At 71.3% G+C, this 18,856-nt stretch carries 22 protein-coding genes; 13 read left to right on the forward strand and 9 right to left on the reverse strand.

Annotated features, from left to right (window positions below):
* Window positions 1-257 precede the first annotated feature (257 nt).
* Window positions 258-953, forward strand: coding sequence for a DNA polymerase ligase N-terminal domain-containing protein (locus AB0M70_RS34130; RefSeq protein WP_365826269.1), 696 nt, complete (start codon window positions 258-260; stop codon window positions 951-953).
* Window positions 950-1,954, forward strand: a complete 1,005-nt coding sequence (gene ligD / locus AB0M70_RS34135) for a non-homologous end-joining DNA ligase (RefSeq protein WP_365826271.1) — start codon at window positions 950-952, stop codon at window positions 1,952-1,954. The genes AB0M70_RS34130 and ligD overlap by 4 nt, the downstream gene beginning before the upstream one ends.
* Here the strand turns inward: ligD and AB0M70_RS34140 are convergent.
* Window positions 1,938-3,089 (reverse strand): DUF6596 domain-containing protein, encoded by a 1,152-nt coding sequence (locus AB0M70_RS34140; protein ID WP_365826635.1) that lies wholly within the window; start codon window positions 3,087-3,089, stop codon window positions 1,938-1,940. The two genes, ligD and AB0M70_RS34140, sit on opposite strands and share 17 nt — an antisense overlap.
* A gap of 8 nt (window positions 3,090-3,097) precedes the next feature.
* Window positions 3,098-3,505, reverse strand: coding sequence for a YciI family protein (locus tag AB0M70_RS34145; RefSeq protein WP_365826273.1), 408 nt, complete (start codon window positions 3,503-3,505; stop codon window positions 3,098-3,100).
* A 148-nt stretch (window positions 3,506-3,653) separates the two neighbouring features.
* Here AB0M70_RS34145 and AB0M70_RS34150 point away from each other — a divergent pair, with 148 nt between their 5' ends.
* The 4 genes from AB0M70_RS34150 to AB0M70_RS34165 all read left to right on the forward strand — a co-directional run bounded on the left by AB0M70_RS34150 (window position 3,654) and on the right by AB0M70_RS34165 (window position 6,917).
* A complete protein-coding gene (locus AB0M70_RS34150) occupies window positions 3,654-4,382 on the forward strand; it encodes an alpha/beta hydrolase fold domain-containing protein (protein WP_365826275.1) in 729 nt (242 codons plus the stop codon).
* Window positions 4,383-4,410: 28 nt separating this feature from the next.
* Window positions 4,411-4,875, forward strand: coding sequence for a hypothetical protein (locus tag AB0M70_RS34155; protein WP_365826277.1), 465 nt, complete (start codon window positions 4,411-4,413; stop codon window positions 4,873-4,875).
* 141 nt (window positions 4,876-5,016) lie between these two features.
* Window positions 5,017-5,958: a VOC family protein gene (locus AB0M70_RS34160; protein WP_365826279.1), complete on the forward strand. Its 942-nt coding sequence runs from the start codon at window positions 5,017-5,019 to the stop codon at window positions 5,956-5,958.
* Window positions 5,959-5,993: 35 nt separating this feature from the next.
* The gene (locus tag AB0M70_RS34165) at window positions 5,994-6,917 is read left to right on the forward strand and encodes a SigB/SigF/SigG family RNA polymerase sigma factor (protein ID WP_365826281.1); all 924 of its coding nucleotides are present in this window, start codon (window positions 5,994-5,996) and stop codon (window positions 6,915-6,917) included.
* A 104-nt stretch (window positions 6,918-7,021) separates the two neighbouring features.
* On the opposite strand, the gene AB0M70_RS34170 is transcribed toward AB0M70_RS34165, so the two are convergent.
* The 4 genes from AB0M70_RS34170 to AB0M70_RS34185 all read right to left on the reverse strand — a co-directional run bounded on the left by AB0M70_RS34170 (window position 7,022) and on the right by AB0M70_RS34185 (window position 9,478).
* Window positions 7,022-7,528 carry an SRPBCC family protein gene (locus AB0M70_RS34170; protein WP_365826283.1) on the reverse strand — a complete coding sequence of 169 codons (507 nt, stop codon included), beginning with the start codon at window positions 7,526-7,528 and terminating at the stop codon, window positions 7,022-7,024.
* 81 nt (window positions 7,529-7,609) lie between these two features.
* Window positions 7,610-8,116: a DUF3291 domain-containing protein gene (locus tag AB0M70_RS34175; RefSeq protein WP_365826285.1), complete on the reverse strand. Its 507-nt coding sequence runs from the start codon at window positions 8,114-8,116 to the stop codon at window positions 7,610-7,612.
* Window positions 8,117-8,148: 32 nt separating this feature from the next.
* On the reverse strand, window positions 8,149-8,826 hold the full coding sequence (locus tag AB0M70_RS34180; RefSeq protein WP_365826287.1) for a helix-turn-helix domain-containing protein: 678 nt from the start codon (window positions 8,824-8,826) through the stop codon (window positions 8,149-8,151).
* 73 nt (window positions 8,827-8,899) lie between these two features.
* Window positions 8,900-9,478: a hypothetical protein gene (locus tag AB0M70_RS34185; RefSeq protein ID WP_365826289.1), complete on the reverse strand. Its 579-nt coding sequence runs from the start codon at window positions 9,476-9,478 to the stop codon at window positions 8,900-8,902.
* Window positions 9,479-9,741: 263 nt separating this feature from the next.
* Between AB0M70_RS34185 and AB0M70_RS34190 the strand changes: the two genes are divergently transcribed.
* The gene (locus AB0M70_RS34190; protein ID WP_365826291.1) at window positions 9,742-10,827 is read left to right on the forward strand and encodes a DUF5937 family protein; all 1,086 of its coding nucleotides are present in this window, start codon (window positions 9,742-9,744) and stop codon (window positions 10,825-10,827) included.
* On the opposite strand, the gene AB0M70_RS34195 is transcribed toward AB0M70_RS34190, so the two are convergent.
* Window positions 10,824-12,269, reverse strand: coding sequence for an amidase (locus AB0M70_RS34195; RefSeq protein WP_365826293.1), 1,446 nt, complete (start codon window positions 12,267-12,269; stop codon window positions 10,824-10,826). The two genes, AB0M70_RS34190 and AB0M70_RS34195, sit on opposite strands and share 4 nt — an antisense overlap.
* 136 nt (window positions 12,270-12,405) lie before the next feature.
* Between AB0M70_RS34195 and AB0M70_RS34200 the strand changes: the two genes are divergently transcribed.
* From AB0M70_RS34200 to AB0M70_RS34210, 3 genes are read left to right on the forward strand one after another with little or no spacing between them, the layout of a single operon-like run.
* Window positions 12,406-13,005 carry a helix-turn-helix domain-containing protein gene (locus AB0M70_RS34200; RefSeq protein WP_365826295.1) on the forward strand — a complete coding sequence of 200 codons (600 nt, stop codon included), beginning with the start codon at window positions 12,406-12,408 and terminating at the stop codon, window positions 13,003-13,005.
* Between the two features lie 52 nt (window positions 13,006-13,057).
* Window positions 13,058-13,558: a hypothetical protein gene (locus AB0M70_RS34205; RefSeq protein ID WP_365826297.1), complete on the forward strand. Its 501-nt coding sequence runs from the start codon at window positions 13,058-13,060 to the stop codon at window positions 13,556-13,558.
* Between the two features lie 56 nt (window positions 13,559-13,614).
* A complete protein-coding gene (locus AB0M70_RS34210) occupies window positions 13,615-14,052 on the forward strand; it encodes a glutaredoxin domain-containing protein (RefSeq protein WP_365826299.1) in 438 nt (145 codons plus the stop codon).
* Between the two features lie 241 nt (window positions 14,053-14,293).
* Here the strand turns inward: AB0M70_RS34210 and AB0M70_RS34215 are convergent, their stop codons facing one another.
* A complete protein-coding gene (locus tag AB0M70_RS34215; protein ID WP_365826301.1) occupies window positions 14,294-14,710 on the reverse strand; it encodes a CBS domain-containing protein in 417 nt (138 codons plus the stop codon).
* Between the two features lie 324 nt (window positions 14,711-15,034).
* Here AB0M70_RS34215 and AB0M70_RS34220 point away from each other — a divergent pair, with 324 nt between their 5' ends.
* Window positions 15,035-15,931 (forward strand): GAF and ANTAR domain-containing protein, encoded by an 897-nt coding sequence (locus AB0M70_RS34220; RefSeq protein WP_365826303.1) that lies wholly within the window; start codon window positions 15,035-15,037, stop codon window positions 15,929-15,931.
* Window positions 15,932-15,961: 30 nt separating this feature from the next.
* Here AB0M70_RS34220 and AB0M70_RS34225 read toward each other — a convergent pair whose 3' ends face one another.
* Window positions 15,962-16,843 (reverse strand): NAD(P)-binding domain-containing protein, encoded by an 882-nt coding sequence (locus AB0M70_RS34225; protein ID WP_365826305.1) that lies wholly within the window; start codon window positions 16,841-16,843, stop codon window positions 15,962-15,964.
* Window positions 16,844-16,891: 48 nt separating this feature from the next.
* Here AB0M70_RS34225 and AB0M70_RS34230 point away from each other — a divergent pair, with 48 nt between their 5' ends.
* Both AB0M70_RS34230 and AB0M70_RS34235 read left to right on the forward strand, forming a co-directional pair.
* A complete protein-coding gene (locus AB0M70_RS34230; RefSeq protein WP_365826307.1) occupies window positions 16,892-17,299 on the forward strand; it encodes a MerR family transcriptional regulator in 408 nt (135 codons plus the stop codon).
* A gap of 205 nt (window positions 17,300-17,504) precedes the next feature.
* Entirely contained in the window at window positions 17,505-18,854 is a 1,350-nt protein-coding gene (locus tag AB0M70_RS34235) for an AMP-binding protein (protein ID WP_365826309.1), read from the forward strand.
* The last annotated feature ends 2 nt before the right edge of the window (window positions 18,855-18,856 follow it).

Consider the following 18,856-nt stretch of genomic DNA (forward strand, 5'->3'; position numbering starts at 1 on the left):
CTCCGCACCTCTGGGAGGCGCGAGCGCCTGACACCGCTCACGGTGTACGACCTGCGCGAACGCAAGCCATCGGTGCATCGGGTGTCCCGCGGGCCGCGGTCCCACACATACAAGTGCGCACAAAACACCGGCCGGGGCCACAGGACCGACGACCGAGGAGCGCTCGCCGTGCGGGCCGGATCGGGCGTGCATAACCTGGCCGGGGCCGAGCCAGCCCATGCCGGAACGGATCAGCGACCCGACGGAAGGGGCCCGCCGTGAGCGAGAAGGACGGTCTGCGGACCTACCGCGGCAAGCGGCACTTCGACAGGACGAGCGAGCCGAGCGGCGAGCCCGCGACGCGGAACGAAGCCCGCGCGGACGCGAAGACGGATGCGGGCGCGGACGCGGCCGATGAGCCCACCTTCGTGGTGCAGATCCACGACGCGAGCACCATGCACTTCGACTTCCGCCTGGAGGTCGACGGCGTACTGAAGTCCTGGTCGGTCCCCAAGGGACCCTCCACCGACCCGAACGACAAACGGCTCGCCATCCCCACCGAGGACCACCCCCTGGAGTACCGGGACTTCGAGGGGGTGATCCCCGCGGGCGAGTACGGCGGCGGGACCGTCATCGTCTGGGACCGCGGCACCTACCGGCCGACCAGCCACGACAAGCGCCACCGGCCGGTGCCGTTCGGCGAAGCCCTGGAAAAGGGCCACGCCACGTTCGATCTGCACGGCGAGAAGCTCCGCGGGCAGTACGCCCTCACCCGCTTCCACGGCCGCGAGGAGAAGAACGGGGGCTCCGCCGCCAAACCGACCTGGCTGCTGGTGCGGACCGGACACCGCTCGGGCGGCGGCACTCCCGACCCGCGGCGGGCGCGTTCGGCACGCAGCGGCCGTACGCTGCGCCAGGTCGCCGAGACGCCGGACGCGCCCACCTGGCACTCCGACAGCGGTGAGCAGGCATGACCGGCCTGCTCGACAACCTGCCGCCGGACCTTGACGGCCGGGTCCGCGAGGCGAGGCCGGGCGTCGAACTGGCCGCTTCCCCGATGCTGGCCACGCTCACCGACCTGCGGAACTTCCCGGGCGGCTGGATCTTCGAGCGGAAGCTGGACGGCATCCGGGCACTCGCGGTGCGCGAGGACGGCCGGGTGACACTCCGGTCCCGGTCCGGGCGACGGCTCGACGCCACGTACCCGGAGATCATCGAGGCCCTCGCGGGCCAGGACACCGAGGACTTCACGCTCGACGGCGAGATCGTGGCCTACTCGCACGGCAGGACCGACTTCGGACGGCTGCAGCAGCGCATGGGACTCACTCGGCCCGCCGACGTCGCGGCGAGCAAGGTCGCGGTCACGTACTACGTCTTCGACCTGCTGCGCCTGGACGGCATGGACGTACGGCGGCTGCCGCTGCGCACGCGTAAGTCCTTGCTGCGACGCTCGATCACCTTCACGGCCCCGTTGCGGTTCAGCACCCACCGCAACGAGGGCGGGCCCGAACTCCTGGCCGACGCGTGCCGCCGCGGCTGGGAGGGCCTCATCGCCAAACGGGCCGAAAGCACCTACCAGGCGCGCCGCTCGGGCGACTGGCTCAAGCTGAAGTGCTCCCGGGGCCAGGAGTTCGTGGTGGGCGGCTTCACCGAGCCCACGGGCAGCCGAGAGGGCATCGGCGCACTGCTCATCGGCTACTACGAGGGCGAACGGCTGCGGTACGCGGGCAAGGTCGGCACCGGCTTCGACCGGCGTACGCTGCTGGCCCTGCGCCGGCAGCTCGACGAACTCCGGCTGACGGCTTCGCCGTTCGATGACCCGGTGGCGGAGCGGACCGCGCACTGGGCACAGCCGCGTCTGGTGGCCCAGGTCGCCTTCACCGAATGGACGCGCGACGGCATGCTGCGCCACCCCCGCTATCAGGGACTGCGGGACGACAAGAACCCGGCCGATGTCGTCAGGGAGCGCGCTTGAGCACGGCGTTGAGCCGTGCGGCCTGGCGCGTCAGGTGGTCGCGTTCGGGCAGGTTGGGCGCCTTGCGGGCCGCCTCGGCGTAAAGATCTGCCGCCGTCGCCAGGTCACCGTCCCGTTCATGGAGGTACGCCGCCACGGCGGCGTGGCGGGGCAGGGAGGCGTCGAGCGCCGCGAGTGCCGCAAGACCGGCCCGCGCGCCGTCGGCCTCGCCGACGGCCACCGCGCGGTTGAGCCGGACGACCGGGCTGTCGGTCAGGCTCGCGAGTTCGTCGTACCACTCGACGATCTGCACCCAGTCGGTCTCCTCGGCGGTGGGCGCGTCGGCGTGGAGCGCCGCGATGGCGGCCTGCGCCTGGAACTCGCCGAGGCGGTCACGGGCGAGAGCTGTCTGCAGGATCCCGATGCCCTCGGCGATCGCCGCGGTGTCCCACCGGCCGCGGTCCTGCTCGGCGAGCGGCACCAGGCTGCCGTCGGGGGCGGTCCGGGCGGCGCGTCGGGCGTGGTGGATCAGCATGAGGGCGAGCAGGCCCGTCACCTCGGGATGGTCGATCACGGCCGCGAGCTGCCGGGTGAGGCGGATGGCCTCGGCGACGAGGTCGACGTCACCGGAGTAGCCCTCGTTGAAAACCAGGTAGAGGACACGCAGCACGGTGGCGACGTCCCCTGCTTTGTCGAACCGCACGCCGGAGACCGTCCGCTTGGCGCGGCTGATGCGTTGCGCCATGGTCGCCTCGGGCACCAGATAAGCCTGGGCGATCTGCCGGGTGGTGAGACCGCCGACGGCACGCAGCGTGAGCGCGACCGCCGAGGACGGTGTCAACGACGGGTGGGCGCACAGGAAGTAGAGCTGGAGGGTGTCGTCCACGGAGGGGGCGGGTCCGGCAGCCGGTTCCTCGTCGACGCGGTCCTCACGCCTGCGGCGTGCGGTGTCCGCGCGCGTCGCGTCGAGGAACTTGCGCCAGGCCACGGTGACCAGCCAGCCCTTGGGGTCCCGGGGTCGGTCGGCGGGCCAGACGCGGACCGCCTCGACCAAGGCGTCCTGCACGGCGTCCTCGGCCGCCGCGAAGTCGGCTCCGCGACGGACGAGAACACCGATCACGCTCGGCGTGAGGCTCCGGAGCCCGCCCTCGTCCATGTGCGGGCTCACTCCGTGACGGTGTGCTGCGCGCCCAGGAACGGGCGGACCTCGAGCCACTCATGGATCGGCTTGCCGCCCGCGCCGGGGGCCGCCGACAGTTCCCCGGCCAGTTCGAGGGCGCGGTCGTGGCTGTCGACGTCGATCACCATCCAGCCCGCGATGAGGTCCTTGGTCTCGGCGAAGGGACCGTCGGTGACCGGCGGCCGGCCCTCGCCGTCGTACCGGACGAAGGTCCCCTCGGGGGCGAGCGCCTGGCTGTCGACGAACTCACCGCTCTCCTCGAGCCGGGCCGCGAAGTCGTTCATGTACTGCACGTGTGCCGAGATCTCCTCGGGCGTCCACTGGCCCATCGGAACGTCGTTGACCGCAGCCGGGGCGCCACGGTAGTGCTTGAGCAGCAGATACTTGGCCATGATGTTCTCCTCGGTGCTGATGCGACCCATTGTGGTCGCGTTCACCACGGAGACGGAGCCGGTCAGGAGTTCTCGACATCTTCGTGCGGTTTTTTTCGGATACGAGGGCTGGTCGTCCCGCGACCCCGCCCGGCCTGGAGGAACGGACTTGACGATCACGACCCGGACAGTGCCCTACGCCACCGGCGGCGGCAGCAAACTGCTCGACGTGCACTCCTCCGGACGGCAGGACGACCGGTGTGTGCTGCTGTGGCACGGGACGGGGCCCGACGAGCGGCACGTGATGGCCGCGCTGGCCCGGGAGATCGCCGAGCTCGGGCCCACCGTGCTTGTCCCGGACTGGCGCTCGGATCAGCCCGACGGCGGACGGGAACACCTCGTCGACTCCCTGCGGTACGCACACGACCACGCCCGCCAACTCGGCGAGGGAACAAGCCGGTTGATCCTCGCGGGATGGTCGGCGGGGGCCGGCGCCGCGATGGGCGTCGCCCTCCAGCCGAAGGAATGCGACGGGCCGCCGCCCGCCGCGGTGGTGGGCATCGCGGGCGGCTACCGGCGTCCGGCACGCACCACGGGCACCGTGCCCCTCCAGGCAGTCGACCAGGCAGTGACGCCGATACCCGTCCGGCTCGTGCATGGCACCGCCGATGAGGCCGTGCCCGTCGAATCCTCGCGCGAGCTGCACGAAGCGCTGCTCTCCCACGGCTGGGACTCCCGGTTGACCCAGCCGGACACCAACCACGCCGGGGTGCTCGGCTGCGTGTACGACCCCACCGCGGGGCACTGCGTGCCGGCGAACGAGCCTGCCGTGTCGGCCCTCGGACGACAGACGGCGCACATGGTCGCGAACGCGGTGCCCTCGCCGGGGCGGCCGTGAGGACCGGCGGGCGCGGCTGAGGATCCCGGTGGACGAGTACCGACAGCTCCCGCGAGAGCTCGATCCGGCGCGTGTGGCGCCCGACGCCGCCGACGCGCGCCGGCGCGAGGTCTGGGCCGACGAACTCGGCGACCTTCTCGCGTCGGGGCGCCTGGAGCAGGGCGCCGCGGAGCGAGCCGTCGCCCGGCTCGTCCAGGTGGCGGTCGCCGACGCGGACCACGCGGTGCGGGAGTCCGCCCTGCATGCCGTCGGTGAAGGCTGCGCTCGCCACGAGATCCCCTACGAGGTCCTGGTTCCGCTGGCCGTCAACGTCGACGCCTTCGCACCTCAGCTGCTGGAGTACGTCCTGTTCAGCCTGTCGGCGACGCACGACAGGCGTGCGCTGCCGCCCATCGAGCCGTTCCTGGCACACCCCGACCCCGGCGTGCGCGAGGAGGCCCGGCTCGCGGTGGCCGAGCTCCATGCGTCCGGGAGCGGTTCACCCCCTCCCTGAGACCTTGGCACCGGCCAGGTCGGGCCCTTGGTCCCCGGGATGGGTGAAGAAGGTCCCGGTATAGCGCCTCCCGTCTGCGGAACCACTGGCGAGACCGCCGGAAACAGATGGGGAGAGGGCGCTGTGCCAAGGGACATCGGTGTGAGCAAAGAGCGTGAGCAGCAGCGGCAAGAGGGGGCCGCCCCGCACGCGAGAGTCCGGGGCCGGGAGGCAGGGCGCGCGGGGACCGGTGTCAGGCCGTTCCGCCGGGCCGGAGGGCTGCGCCTGGTCCCGCCGCCGGGCGAGTCGCAGGGCGCCCCGCACGGCAACGGCCCGCGGCCGGGCGCCGCGGGAACGACAGGTCCCACGGTCAGGAAGCGGGGCGCACCCTGCTGGCTGAGCCTGGCTTCGGGTGATGTCCTGGCGGCCAAGGAGTTCTACGCCCGGGTCCTCGGCTGGTGTCACGTCCCGCTGCTCGACCCCCAGGGCAGGACGCGGTATCTGGCGCTGCGGGCCGGCGCACCGGTGGGAAGCCTCAGCCAGACCACGTGTGACCTGGGCGTCTCGGCCGGGTGGATACCGTACTTCGGCGTCGATGACGTGGACGTCACGGTGGGCCGGCTGCGTGAGCGCGGCGCCACCGTCGCCGTAGGACCGCTGAGCACCCAGACCGGGCGGCTCGCCGTGGCGGCGGGCCCGCAGGAAGCGGTGTTCGGCCTGCGCCGACGCGCCCCCGACGACCGCTGGAAGGCGGGCGCGGGCCCCGTCGCCCGGCTTGAGCTGCGCACCCGGGACATCTTCGCCGCCGCCTTCTTCTACGGGGACGTACTGGACTGGGCCGGTACGGCAGGTGACTGCTGCGGGGTGGAGTACGTCCGCGGGCAGATCGAGGTGCGCGACGGGCTGCGCACGGTCGCGGCGTTCAGGGACGCCACGCCGTCCGGCTGGCACCCGTGCTTTCGCGTGGCCGACGTCGACCTGGCCGCCATGGCGGCCATCGGCTGGGGCGGACGCGTGATCGCGCCGCCCGAAGGAGCCCGCGACCGGCGCGCGGCCGTGCTGGCCGACCGAGAGGGCAACGCCTTCACGGTCACCGCGAGCTGAGCAGCGCAGAACGAGAGAGAGCGAGGAGTCAGACGATGTTTCTGCAGGCAGCGGCGGACGTGGACGAAACCGCCGAGCCGGCCGAGTGGGCACGGGTCGAGAGCCAGGGGTTGCGGGCACGGGAGGAGAGCGACGGGCTGCCGTGGATCGAGGAAGCCGACCAGGTGGCGCCCAAGGACGCCCGTGAGCTGTCGAAACTCTTCTTCGAGGAGCTCCGGACCCTTGAGGAGGACTCCCCCGCCTACCTGTACACGCGCAACACCCTGATCGAGATGAACCTCTCCCTGGTGCACTACGTGGCCGGCCGCTACCGCAGTCGCGGCAACGGCCAGCTGGAGGACATCGTCCAGGTCGGGACCGTGGGCCTGATCAAGGCGATCGACCGGTTCGACGTCGACCGCGGCTTCGAGTTCGTCTCCTTCGCCGTCCCCTACATCCTCGGGGAGATCAAACGCTACTTCCGTGACACGAGCTGGGCCGTGCACGTACCACGCAGACTGCAGGAGCTGCGCCTCCAACTGGTCAAGTCCCAGGAGCGGTTGTCCTCGACGCTCGGCCGCGAACCGACGGTCGCTGAGCTCGCGACCGAGCTCGCGGTGACGGAGGAACAGGTCCTTGAAGTGATCGTGGCGGCCAATGGCTACGCCGCCGGGTCCCTAGACAGCCCGCGCTCCGAGGGCGAGGAGGGCGGGGCCCACACCACCGGCCGCTCCCTCTCCGACACCATGGGCCAGGAGGACCCGGCCATCGCGGTGTTCGAGGATCTGCACGCCCTGGCCCCGCTGCTGGCCCGTCTCGACGAACGTGAACGCCGCATCATCGAGATGCGCTTCGGCCAGGAGATGACCCAGGCCCAGATCGGCGCCGCTCTGGGCCTTTCCCAGATGCACGTCTCACGCCTCCTGTCGAGCACGCTCGCCGCTCTGCGCACCGGCCTCCTGTGCCACGAAGAGGCGTAGGCGACTCACCACCGTGGGCCGGGCCACTCAGCACCTCGGGCCGGCCGGCATGACTGCCCGGCCCAAGGTGCTGAGTCCGCACGGCACGGAGTCGGGGCAGCCGGTCAGGTCCGCGTTGCCGACGCGGCGAGCTCGGCCAAGTGCTGCAGCGAGTTGGTCAGATGCTCGGGGCCGAACATCGGGAACTCGAGGTACTCCCGGATGAACTGCGGCACCGCGGTCCAGTCGTAGGTGAGCGTGACTTCCGTTGTGGACGGGCCGAGGGGCGCGAGGTCGTAGCGCCAGATCCAGCCGCCGAACTCCAGGCGGCCGCCTTCCTTCTCCTCACCCGTCCGCCAGCTGATGGAGCGGGGCGGGTCGAGGACTTCGATCTGGTTGGCCACCTGGTAGTCACCCTCCGGGTGGTCGGGGTGATACATGGCCATCCGGAAGATCTGCCCCTTCTCGGCCAACGGTGCGCGGTCGACGGGTTGTTGGACCCAACCGGTGCCGTCGATCGCGGAGTGCGTCGTCGGGTCCGCCAGCACCGCGAAGACTTCGGCGGCGGGCGCCTCGACGGTCAGGGTGGCGCTCACGTACTCCTGGTCCACGATGGGCACGCTCCTCGTCATCTCATGGGGCCTCCGCGGACGCGGAAGGGGTGCTTCCCCCCTGTAGACCACCCGGCGAGGCGGAACTCATCGGCGCCCGGCCTACACCACCGCCGCGGCTCCGGCGGACTCGGCCGCGACTTCGACGGACTCCGCCGCGGTGTAGGACGAGGTGAAGGTGAACGCGCGCGGGGACGGTCCGTTCGCCCGCAGGTCAGCCAGCCGCTCCAGGGCTTCCGCGACCGACGGCACATGACCGGCGGGCACCCACCAGAGGACCATGTGCGACTCGATGTGCCGCTCGAACCACTCGCGCCGCCGCCGCATCACCTCCAGGTGCCCGCTGCGGTAGGTGAAGTCCCACAGTGCCTCCTGGGTCTCCCACACCGACAGGTTGACGATGACGTCCTCGCCGGCCGGGCGCATGCCGGTGGCGTCGGCCGCGCCCTCCTCCACCAGCCGCCACACGAAGCCGGGGGCCTCGTCGGCGGCGGCGTTGATGGGGTTGAGCAGCTCGACGAACGGCGCGATGCGCTCGTCGTCGAAGGGGTGGAGGAGCGTGGCGACATTGAGCTCGGCGAGGTGGGCGGGATGCTCGGATGCGGTCATGGCCTCATCCCAGCACGCCCGCCTTTTCTATGTCAATCATCATTGTTTTTAGAAGAGTCGAGCACCACGCAGCACTCCCCCGGCCGAGCGTCCATGCGAGCGTGAACCGGTCCGTCCGCGCCGAGCAGCCCCTCCAGCAACGCGAGATTCATCCCGCAGACGAGCGGCGGGAAGCGCTCGGCCACGGCGTGAAAGGGACAGTTGCGCATGCGAACGACCGGCGCCCCGCCTTCCGCCCCCTCGGCGTCCTCCATGTGCGGTTCGTAGCCGCGTGCGGCCAGCATCTCCATGGCCTCCTCGAGGCCGCCGCAGGGCGTCGCCGCGCCCCGCAGGGCTTCGCCCCGGCGCCGGGCGGCCGCACAGAGCCCGGCGTCCAGTCCGGCCTGCTCGGCGGCCTCGGCGAGCAGTTCGGCGGCGGTGCGGTAGTCGCGGGCGGGCAGCGAGACCGACCGTTCGCCCGGCGCCCGCGTGTACACCTTGGCGGGGCGCCCCGCGCCCGGCCCCGAACGCCCCGTCAGGCGTCGACTGCCGCTCTCCAGCAGCCCGGCATCCGTCAGCTTGTCCAGATGGTGCGCGGCGAGGGTGCGCGCCACCCCGGCCGCCTCGGCGGCTTCGTTCCGGCCGACCTCCCGGCCCTGCGCCGCCACGTACTCGTACAGTCGGCGCCGCACAGGGTCCTGCAGCACCGCGATCGCATCGATGTCCTCCACCCGGCCATTCTAGGAACAACACAGGTTGGAGATAGAAAGGCGTGGCCCGTGGCGCCGAGCACCCTGTCTGGGCTCAGCGCACCGGAGGACACGTGCGCCCGTACGTCTGGCACTTGGTCTCGAAGTCCGGTGGCAGCCAGTTCCCGCCCAGGAGTCGAGGGTGGGCCGGGAAAGCGGCGTGGGCGGCCAGGACGAACATCAGCGACGCCCATGGCCCGTGGAGCTGGATCAGCTGGGGCGAGCCGTTGTACATGTCCCGGAAAGAACACTGAAAGACATCGGGCGCGACGAGTTCCGCGGTGTCGAGGCCACCCCATTCCAGGTCCAGCGAACTCTGCGGATGACCGAAGTAGGCCCGCCGGTCGGTGACCGTCACCTCTCCATGGCCGTCGGCCACCCAGCGCGGCCGGGCATCCGCGGCCGCCTGACGCCGGCGTGCCGCGTTGCCGAGCGCCGAACCGACCATGCTCCCGATCACGAAGCCGGGCCGCCCGACGGCCAGTGTCGTGTTGTACGCGTACGAGCCGTCCCCCACGGCACGCCAGGTGGAACGGGACGCGGGCCCCACCGCCACCGATGTCTCACCGGGTGACAGGCGGGCCATCGAGGGAACCGGCGGCCTCTCGCCGAGCTTGCCCTGCGTGAGGTCCATGACGACATGGCACGTGTAGAGGAGGTGATCGTCCAGGGCAGTCCAGGGAGTTGGGCCCCCGATGCGCGGCCACGCCGCGTATGGAACGTCGTTCACAACCCACCCCGCCCGTCGCCCCACATCGATGATCGACATCCTAAGGACCGTCGGAGCGCTGCGTCGACGCGTCGTCACAAATCGTTGCGGGCACGGCGACTCCGAACAATTGACGGAGTCCGTCAACCGACGCCGTCACGGGCCGTCCTGCCAGGGATGATGAGCGGATGACGCTGCGCATCGACATCACCGGCCTGCCGCCCGACCGGCTGCGGCTCGCCGCGTCTCCGCTGGCCGAACTGACCGCGATGCTGCACGCGTTGGCCGCCCCCGGGCATCATCCGCACCTCGCCGGCTGGGTCGCGGACGTCCGGGCCCGGCTGCGACCGGAGCTGGCCGAGCGGTTGCGGGAGGCGGAGTTCCTCTGGCGTTCCTCACAGGCCGATTTCCTGTTCCCCGCCCGCCCGCGGCCGGCCCTCGCCCAGGAACTGGACGACGTGGACCGGATCGACGACGAGACATACATGACCGCCGCACTCGTCACCACATGCGGCAGCAACCGCGCCCCTGTCACCGCACCCTCACCGCTCACCGACCCGAAGGCGCGCGAGAAGGCCCTCGACCTGGCCCAGGCCCGCGGCGCCCGGCAGGAGGCCTTCGCGGAACGGCTGCTCGCGGACCCGGCCGCCGTGCGGGCGCGCGTGCGTCACACCCTCGAACAGTGCGCCGATGCCTTCTTCGACGCCGCCTGGACCGGCGTGGCCGAACGGCTCGCCGCCGATCTGCGCCTGAAGAACGACCTGCTGAAGCACCAGGGCATCGGGGCGGCACTCGCATCGGTCTCCGGCGCCGTCGCGCTGGCGTCCGACGGCGCCTGCATCACCGTGGACAAGCTCCAGGACAAGTCAACCGCCGCCCACGGCACCGGAGTCACCTTCATCCCCAGCGTCTTCAACAGCCCGCACCTGGTGGTGGTCCACGCGCCCGGATGGCAACCGGTGGTGCAGTACCCGGTGGCCGAGCCGGACCCGCCGGAGCCGGTGCCCCTGGAGACGGTCAGGCTACGACTCGACGCGCTCGCCCATCCCGTACGGCTGCGTCTCCTGCGCACCCTGGCCCGCGGCCCGCACACCACCGGCGAACTGGCCCACACCTGGGGTCTGACACCCCCGGAAGTCTCCCGCCATCTCGCCGTCCTGCGCCGCGCCGAACTGCTGGCGGCCCGGCGGCAGGGTCGCTACATCCACTACACCCTGAACGTGCCCGCGATCTCGGCCCTGGGCCCGGACCTGATGTCCGCCGTGCTGCGCTAAGCCACCTCGCCTGCCCACACCCCCGGGGTCCGGCCCGACCACGGGCTTGCCTGTTCGAGTTGTCCCGCGAGGCGGAAGAGACGGTCCTCGCGTCCATATCCGGCGGCGAACTGCATGCCGATCGGGAGCCCCGTCCCGGCGTCGGCCGTCACGGGCACGGACATGGCGGGCGTGCCCGCCACGTTGAACGCCATGGTGAACGGCGAGCGGTCGTTGAGCCGGTCGATCCAGCCGAGGCCGTCCAGCGTCCGCGCACCCTCGCCATAGACGCCCAGGCGCATCGGGAGCTCCGGCAAGGTCGGAGTGAGCAGCACGTCGTGTGCGTCGAAGTGGTGGGCCAGGGTGCGTGCGACCCGGTTGCGGAGCGCGAGGGCGCCGAGGAGTTGGGGGCCGGTGACCCGCTGCCCGTAGTGGTAGCCGGCAAGGGTCTCCGCTTCGAGGGTCGAGGGGTCGACGGGCCTTCCGAAGGCGGCCGCCAGCTCGTCGACCAAGGCGGTGAGATTCGCCGTCATGAGGCGAGCGCAGGCCAGGACGAACTCCTCCCAGTCGACCCCGAGGCCGACCTCGGCCTCCTCCACCTGGTGCCCGAGGGCTTCGAGCAGACGCACGGTCCGCGCCAGAGCGTCGGCCACCGGTGGGGTCGTGCGGCGCCCGCCCCACGCCTGGCCGAGGACCCCGATCCGCAAGGTGCCCGGATCCCGGGTGACTTCGTCCGCGTACGGCCGGGCCGGTTCCTGGGCGAAGTAGGGGTCGCCCGGCTCGGGTCCGCGTATCTGGTCGAGCAGTACGGCACTGTCGCGTACGGTCCGGCTCACGCTGCCCTGCACGGCCAGGCCGTTGAAGATCTCGTCGACGTCGGGGCCCATGGAGACCCGGCCGCGCGTCGGCTTGAGACCGAAGAGCCCGTTGTGGGCGGCGGGGACACGGAGTGAGCCCGCGGCGTCAGTGCCGTGCGCGAGCGGAACCACCCCGGCCGCGACGGCCGCGCCCGCGCCCCCGCTGGAACCGCCCGCGCTGCGCTCCAGGTCCCACGGGTTGCGGACGGGCCCGTAGAGCTCTGGTTCCGTGGTGATGCTGTACGCCATCTCCGGTGTCGCGGTGCGCCCGAACGTGACGAGGCCCGCGCGGCGGAAGCGGCGCATCAGGGAGGAGTCGGCGCGGGCGATGTTGCCGACCGCGATTCGGCTGCCCAGCTCGGTGCGCCTGCCTGCCATGGAGACGCCGATGTCCTTGATCAGGAAGGGGACTCCGGCCAGCGGGGAGCTGCCGGGCGTGGGTCGGTCGTCGGCCGACCATGTCTCCACGACGGCGTTGATCCGCGGATTGACCGCCTGCGCGGCCTCGCGTGCGGCCGCCTCCAGTTCGGCGGGGGTCACCTCACCCGTGGCGACCAGGTGCGCGAGCCCCACCGCGTCGAAGTTCACGTACTCGCTGACTCTCACTTGTCACTCCCGACGGAAGGAAAGATACCGTTGAGTCCCTCACGATACCAAGCGGTATCACTCGGAACGGACTGGTACCGTAGCAGCACATGTGGGCTCCGACGCCCCACCACTGACCGGACGTCACGGAGTAGTCATGGCATCGACCGCAGGCAGGCCGAGCAGGGTGGCGAAACTGCCGCCTCGCGAGCGCATCCTCGACGCGGCCGAGGAGCTCTTTCAGCGCGAGGGGATCCGGCGGGTGAGCGTCCAGGCCATCGCCGAGCGGGCCGAGACCACCAAGATGGCGATCTACCGGCACTTCGAGACCAAGGACGCACTGGTCGCGGAGTGGCTGCGGATCGTCGCAGCCGACTACCAGGCCGCCTTCGACCAGGTCGAGGCAGCACACCCCGGCCGCCCCAAGCAGCAGATCCTGGGCCTTGCGCGCTTCATCGCCGAGGGATTGCCCGCGATCTCGCACCGCGGCTGCCCGTTCATCAACTCCCTCGCGGAGCTGCCCGACCGCGACCATCCCGCACGGCGGGTGATCGAGGAGCACAAGGCGCAACAGGCCCGCAGGCTGGTCGCGATGTGCGCCGAGGCCGGCCTGCCCGATCCCGCACAGACCACGGCCGAGATCACCTTCCTGCTCGAAGGCGCGCAGGTCAGCACGCAGAACGGAAGCATCGACCGGGTGGGGGACCGACTGATGGGAATCATCGAGGGGATCGTCGACGAGCGGCGGCCGCGCTGATGCCGACGCCCCGACCGCAGGCACCCGCCACGGCGTGCGGGGCGGCGGTCAAGTGAGCGACTGGTGGGGCCAGTTGACGGAACGGACCCGCGGCGAGGTCGACGCCGACGTACTGCGTGACCGCCGGCTGGCAGCGGTGAAGACCGTCTGGGAAGCCTTGCGTCCCGTGGGGTTGGGGCTGCTCGAGGCGCAGTGGGTGGTCCACTCGCGATTCGAGGCTCTCGGCGACCAGGTGCGGCGCAGGCCCCCCGACCCCCTGGACACCCCCGCCCTCGCCGCCCGCGCGGCGACTCTCCCCGGCCGCGTGGTCGCCGTGGAGGCACTCTGGGACGGCGACACCGTGCACGACTGGTTCGTGGAGCTGGTCGCGGTGCTCGACGAACCGCGGGGGGAAGGCCACTTGGCGGTCATCCACCGATCCCCCGACCGCTCGCCGGCAAGCGCGGCCACCCAGGCCGGCCAAGCGCTGGCCGACCATCTCGGCGTGCCCTTCCACTTCGCGTCACCGGACACCCCTGACGACCGGGCGCCGCGCTGGCGGACATCTGGGTGACACCCGCGTACGGGGGCGCTGCCGGGCACTCCCGCTCGTCGATACCCTGCGTCCTCATGATGCGCGCCTGGATTCTTCCCCTGCTGCTGATGATCTGCGGCTCCTTCGCCGCGGCCGGCTTGGCCTCCGGGGGCAATCCCGGCGCGGCGGCGGCACTCCTGCTGGTGTTCGTGCTGCTCGCGGGGGTGCACTCGCCGCTGTTCTTCCCCAAGTCGACCGGTGCGCTCGAGGCACAGCGCCGCGCCGCGGCCGACGGCCGGCCGATCGTCTACTGGCGGGCGGGCTGCCCGTACTGCCTGCGGCTGCGCATCCGGTTGGGGCTCGACGCCCGCCGGGCGCACTGGGTCGACATCTGGCGTGATCCGGCCGGGGCCGCCGCGGTGCGGGCGGTCAACGAGGGCAATGAGACCGTGCCGACGGTCTTCGTGGCGGGCCAACCGCACGTCAACCCCGATCCCGCATGGGTACGCGAGCAGGTACGCCCTTCCCCGTAGTTTCGTCCACCCCCCAGACAGGCCGCCCTCGCGGTGGGACGCTGTGAGTGTCCGGCCGCCGCCGCGCGAGTGCGGCAGCGTCCGGGGGCGCGAGGACCGAGGCTCCCCCTCGATCGGCTCTCGCGCGAAATGCCCCCGGCGGCGGGAGGTCGCGGGAGTTGCCTCGCCGCCGCGCACGGAGGGCGGAGGCTGGGGCCGTACGGTCGGTGATGCGGCCCCAGCCGACCCCGGCAGCGCGTCGTCAGTCGGTGGAGAGCGCGTCGAGGAGCTGTCCGGCCTTGGGGTCCTGCAGGGCCCGGGCCGCATCGGCGAGGGCCACCATGCCGACGAGCCGGTGCCCGTCGATCACAGGGAGCCGCCGCACCTTGTGATGCGTCATGGTCGCCACGATCTCGTCCGCGCTGTCGTCGGCGCCGATGGTGACGGCCTCACCCTGGGCGAGTTCACCGGCCAGGACGGTGGCCGGGTTCTTGGTCTTGCCCAGCACCTTGACCACGATGTCCCGGTCGGTCAGGACGCCCTTGAGCCGGTCGTCCGTGCCACAGATGGGCAGCGCGCCCACGCCCAGTTCGGCCATCTTGCGGGCGGCGTCGAGCATGCTCTCCTCGGCGCCCACACAGTGGGCGCCGCCGGTCATGATGTCGCGTGCGGTAGTCATGTCACTCCTCCGCTGAAGGTTGGGGGCCCACCGGGTGCCCTGCGGGGGTCGGTCAAACCCGGGAGCCGCACGGCTTCAGGCCGTTCTCGGACGCGCCCGAGGAGGCACCGGAGCCACCGGGCCCCAAATCCGGCACATCACCCCCAACCGTCACCGCGCGCGGCTGACTTCCAGGGCCGGTCGTCACAGTCTCCACACCTCGGGTTAAGGTCACCCCTGGTGTGAGCGGCGATCCTTTTTCAGCGAACGGAGCTGGGGTGGGGTGGCGTCAGCGACGTCGCGGCGCTGCTCACGATCGACGAGGAGTGCGGACCAGGGTGCCGCATGGGAGACAACGTGACGAACATTCCCTCTGCGCCTTCGCCCGAGGACCAGCCCTCGCCCCAGGACTCCCCCGCTCTCAGGGCAGAGACCGAAGAGCTGAGGGCCACCGCCGAGCAGTTGCGCGGCCAGGTGTCCGAGCTGGAGGTCCAGGCACGGACGCGTCCCAGGATCGCCATGGCCGAGGGTGTCCTGGTCGAGCGGTACCGCCTGGCGAACGCGGAGGCGGCCTTCGCGCTGCTGCGCCAGGCGTCCCAGCGAGCCAACATCAAGCTGCACCAGATGGCCGCCGCGGTGGCCCGGACGCCGGGACCGGCATCGGGCGCCAAGTCGTGGTTCGGCGGCCGGTCGCAGCAGCCCATACCCGACCTGACCACGCTCGAGGCAGGCACCCTCGACCCCGCCAACCAGGGCGAGGTGCTCGGCGCCGCCCTGCAACGCGTCCTGACCGTCACCGGTACGGACATGGGCAACGTCCAGTTGCTCGACGACGGTGTGCTGCGGATGGCGAAGCACACGGGCCTGCCCCGTCAGTTCACCGACTACTTCGCGTTCGTCGACGGGAAGACCTCCTGCTCGCGGGCCGCCGTCGCCAGCCAGCAGGTCACCGTCAAGGATGTGGCCTCCTCGGCCGGTTTCGACGAAGAGACGCGGCAGGTGATCCTCTCGGCCGGCAGCCGGGCCTGCCACAGCATTCCGCTGATCGACGAGCAGGACACCGTGCACGGCGTCATCTCCTCCCACCACGCCCGCCCCTTGGTCGGTTTCACCCAGGCGCAGTTGCAGTCCCTGGAAGCCATCAGCCGTGCCGTCGGCACCTGGATCAAGTGGCATCAGCACACCGTCCTCGTCGACGCCCTGGAAGACCTGCACCGACTGGCCCTCGCCTCCCGCCAGTAGCGGCAGGAGGCGGCGGGGGTCACGCGCCGGTCAGTCGGCGCTGGGCTTGACGAACTCCTCGATGAGTACGGGATATTGCTCGCCACCATGTCCGGCCGCGATCGCACGGTCGGCCATGGCCTTGAACAGCCGCGGCAGTTCGGCGTTGACTCCCACCGCCTCGCTCTCCTCGATCAAGTGCGTCATGGCCCGCGCGTCGGTCTCCAGGGCCGACGCCTCGGCCGGGAAGGACCCGTTGTCGATCTGCTCGGCATAGCCGGGCAGCCATTCGGCCACCCCGACGGCGATCTGTCTCGCGAACGGCGCGTACGTCGCGGCGTCGACACCGGCCGTCCTGAGCATGGCGGTGCCCTGGAGCCAGGCGTTCAGGACGCTCCACATCATGGCCAGGCCCGCCACGTCGTACAGGGACGCAAGGCCGTGATCCTCGCCGAGGTAGCTGACGGTGCCGAGTGCCTCGAGCGTCGCCTTGTGCGCCTCGAAGTCCGCCTGGGGTCCGCTGTGCAGGATGACCGCGTCGGCGGTGCCGATCCCTGCCGGGAGGGACATGATGGCGCCGTCCAAGTAGTGCGCACCACGCTGTTCGGCCAGGCGGGCGGCTTCCCGGGCCTGGGCCGAGTCGCCCGAGGTCAGGTTGACCAAGGTCGTGCCGTCCAGGGTGACGTCGCTCGCGAGCAACGCGTGCATGGCCTGATAGTCGGTGAGGCAGATGATCGTCAGGGGACTCGCCTTGAGGGCGTCCGCGACCGTGGGCGCCAACTGCGCGCCCTGAGCGAGCAGTTGCTCGGCCTTGGAGGCCGTGCGGTTCCATACGGTGGTGGGGTGGCCCGCCTTCAGGAACGCGCTCGCGAGGGCCTGGCCCATCAGGCCGAGTCCGATGACGGAAACAGGTGCTGCGGTTTCGTTGTTCATGGCAGCATCATCAACGTTCATACCGGTATGAAGGTCAAGCGAGGTTAGATGCGCATCGGGGAACTGAGTCGTCGTACGGGCGTCAACGCCCATCAGTTGCGCTACTACGAGGCCCAGGGCCTCCTGGAGGCGGACCGCAGGGCGAACGGCTACCGCGACTACGACGAGAGCGCCGTGCTGCGGGTGAAGCAGATCCGGCACCTGCTGGGTGCGGGCCTGTCCTCCGAGGACATCGCGTACGTCCTTCCCTGTGCGGTCGGAGAAGCACCTGAGCTGCCCGGGTGTTCCGAGCTCCTGTCCGCGATGCGCTCGCGGCTGGCGAGGCTCGAGGACCAGATGCACCGCCTTGCCCAGTCCCGTGACGCCCTCGCCGTCTACATCGAGGCGGCGGAGCGGACAGGCAGCGAGAGCTACCCGCCTTTCGACGAGGTGACCCAGGTACCCGTCCCCGCCTGAAGCCTTTCGCGGCCAGGGCGAGCACGCTGCGCCCCTGAACGGCGCGCTGCGTGCGGCGGCGGAGGGGCTGCCCTACTGAAGCCCGGCGAGAGGCGGCGCCCCCGCGGCCGTGGTGCACAAGTGCTGGTTGTCGCTTCCGCATCCAGCATGCGAGGGTGAGCGGCCGTGATCCACATGGTCACGCGCCCCGGAAGGAGTCTGGACCATGCTGGACGGCTGCACCCCGCACCTGCCCGAGACCATCGGCCGCCACTACGACCGGGGTTACTACCAGGGCGCCGCCCTCCCCCAGCTCCTCGCCGAGCACGCCCGCGTCCACACCACCCGCACCGCCCTCGTCCACGGCGAACGTCGCCTCACCTACCGCGAACTGAACCGCGGCGTCGACCGCATGGCCGCCGGGCTGACGCTCCGTGGCGTCCGCGCGGGCGACCGGGTCATCGTCCAGCTCCCGAACGTGCCCGAGTTCGTCATCGCCGTCTACGCCCTCATGCGCGCCGGAGCCATCCCGGTGCCGGTGCCCACCTCCCACCGTGCGGATGAGATCGGGCACCTCGCCCAGGTCACCGAAGCCGCCGCCTACCTGGGGCCGAGCGTCCACCACGGCTTCGACCACGCCAAGATGGTCTCGATGCTCAGCGACGACCATCCGCGTCTGCGCCGTGCCTTCACCCTCGACGGCCCCGACGGCGCGCAAGGCGGCTTCTCCACCGCGCCCAGCGGATGTCTGTTCTTTCCCTTCAGCTCCCTGGACGCCCCGCGCGACCCGGACCGCGCGTACGACCCGAACGACGTCGCGTTCCTCTTGCCGTCCAACGCAGTCGCGACCGCGCCCCGGCTGGTCCCGCGCACCCACAACGACTACGCGTATCAGACACGCGCCGCAGCCGAACTCGTCGGCCTCGGCCCCGAGGACGTCTACCTCGCGGCCCTGCCGGCCGCGACCAACTTCGCCCTCGGCTGCCCGGGCATCGTCGGCGCGCTCGGCGTCGGCGCCACCGTCGTCGTGATCGACGAGCCCGCCGGCACGTCACACGCGGCCGAGGCAGCCTTCCGCGCGATCGAGACGGAGAAGGTCACGGTCACCTCGCTCACTGCCGCCGACGCGCACCTGTGGCTCGACGCCCTCCCTCACAACCCGCACGCACTTACCAGCCTGCGTCTCCTCCAGATCGGCGGCGCCGGTCTCGACGCCGACCTCGCGGGGCGTATCCGCTCGGCCTTCGACTGCCGACTCCAGCAAGTCTTCGAGATGGCCGAGGGACTGGTGTCCCTCACTCGCCTCACCGACACGGACACCGACGACTCCATCCGGCACACGCGGGGCCACCCCCTCTCGCCGGACGACGAGATCCGCATCACCGCCCCGGACGGCACCGACGTGGCGACGGGAACTCCCGGGCACTTGTGGACGCGCGGCCCCTGCACTCCGCGCGGCTACTACAGGGCCCCCGAGGAGAACGCCCGCGCCTTCACCTCCGACGGCTTCTTCAAGTCCGGCCACATCGCCCGTCGCACCGATGACGCATACCTGGTCATCGAGGGCCGCATCTAAAG

The sequence above is a fragment of the Streptomyces sp. NPDC051214 genome (genome assembly GCF_040682375.1).
GTDB lineage: Bacteria > Actinomycetota > Actinomycetes > Streptomycetales > Streptomycetaceae > Streptomyces.

What these genes read in the sequence shown, in the direction of transcription:
- AB0M70_RS34200 (WP_365826295.1), top strand. Translation starts at nt 12,406, where the DNA reads ATGGCATCGACCGCAGGCAGGCCGAGCAGGGTGGCGAAACTGCCGCCT.
- AB0M70_RS34235 (WP_365826309.1), top strand. Translation starts at nt 17,505, where the DNA reads ATGCTGGACGGCTGCACCCCGCACCTGCCCGAGACCATCGGCCGCCAC.
- AB0M70_RS34220 (WP_365826303.1), top strand. Translation starts at nt 15,035, where the DNA reads ATGGGAGACAACGTGACGAACATTCCCTCTGCGCCTTCGCCCGAGGAC.
- AB0M70_RS34170 (WP_365826283.1), bottom strand. Translation starts at nt 7,528, where the DNA reads ATGACGAGGAGCGTGCCCATCGTGGACCAGGAGTACGTGAGCGCCACC.
- AB0M70_RS34190 (WP_365826291.1), top strand. Translation starts at nt 9,742, where the DNA reads ATGACGCTGCGCATCGACATCACCGGCCTGCCGCCCGACCGGCTGCGG.
- ligD (WP_365826271.1), top strand. Translation starts at nt 950, where the DNA reads ATGACCGGCCTGCTCGACAACCTGCCGCCGGACCTTGACGGCCGGGTC.
- AB0M70_RS34140 (WP_365826635.1), bottom strand. Translation starts at nt 3,089, where the DNA reads ATGGACGAGGGCGGGCTCCGGAGCCTCACGCCGAGCGTGATCGGTGTT.
- AB0M70_RS34225 (WP_365826305.1), bottom strand. Translation starts at nt 16,843, where the DNA reads ATGAACAACGAAACCGCAGCACCTGTTTCCGTCATCGGACTCGGCCTG.
- AB0M70_RS34210 (WP_365826299.1), top strand. Translation starts at nt 13,615, where the DNA reads ATGATGCGCGCCTGGATTCTTCCCCTGCTGCTGATGATCTGCGGCTCC.
- AB0M70_RS34175 (WP_365826285.1), bottom strand. Translation starts at nt 8,116, where the DNA reads ATGACCGCATCCGAGCATCCCGCCCACCTCGCCGAGCTCAATGTCGCC.
- AB0M70_RS34145 (WP_365826273.1), bottom strand. Translation starts at nt 3,505, where the DNA reads ATGGCCAAGTATCTGCTGCTCAAGCACTACCGTGGCGCCCCGGCTGCG.
- AB0M70_RS34165 (WP_365826281.1), top strand. Translation starts at nt 5,994, where the DNA reads ATGTTTCTGCAGGCAGCGGCGGACGTGGACGAAACCGCCGAGCCGGCC.
- AB0M70_RS34185 (WP_365826289.1), bottom strand. Translation starts at nt 9,478, where the DNA reads ATGGACCTCACGCAGGGCAAGCTCGGCGAGAGGCCGCCGGTTCCCTCG.
- AB0M70_RS34230 (WP_365826307.1), top strand. Translation starts at nt 16,892, where the DNA reads ATGCGCATCGGGGAACTGAGTCGTCGTACGGGCGTCAACGCCCATCAG.
- AB0M70_RS34215 (WP_365826301.1), bottom strand. Translation starts at nt 14,710, where the DNA reads ATGACTACCGCACGCGACATCATGACCGGCGGCGCCCACTGTGTGGGC.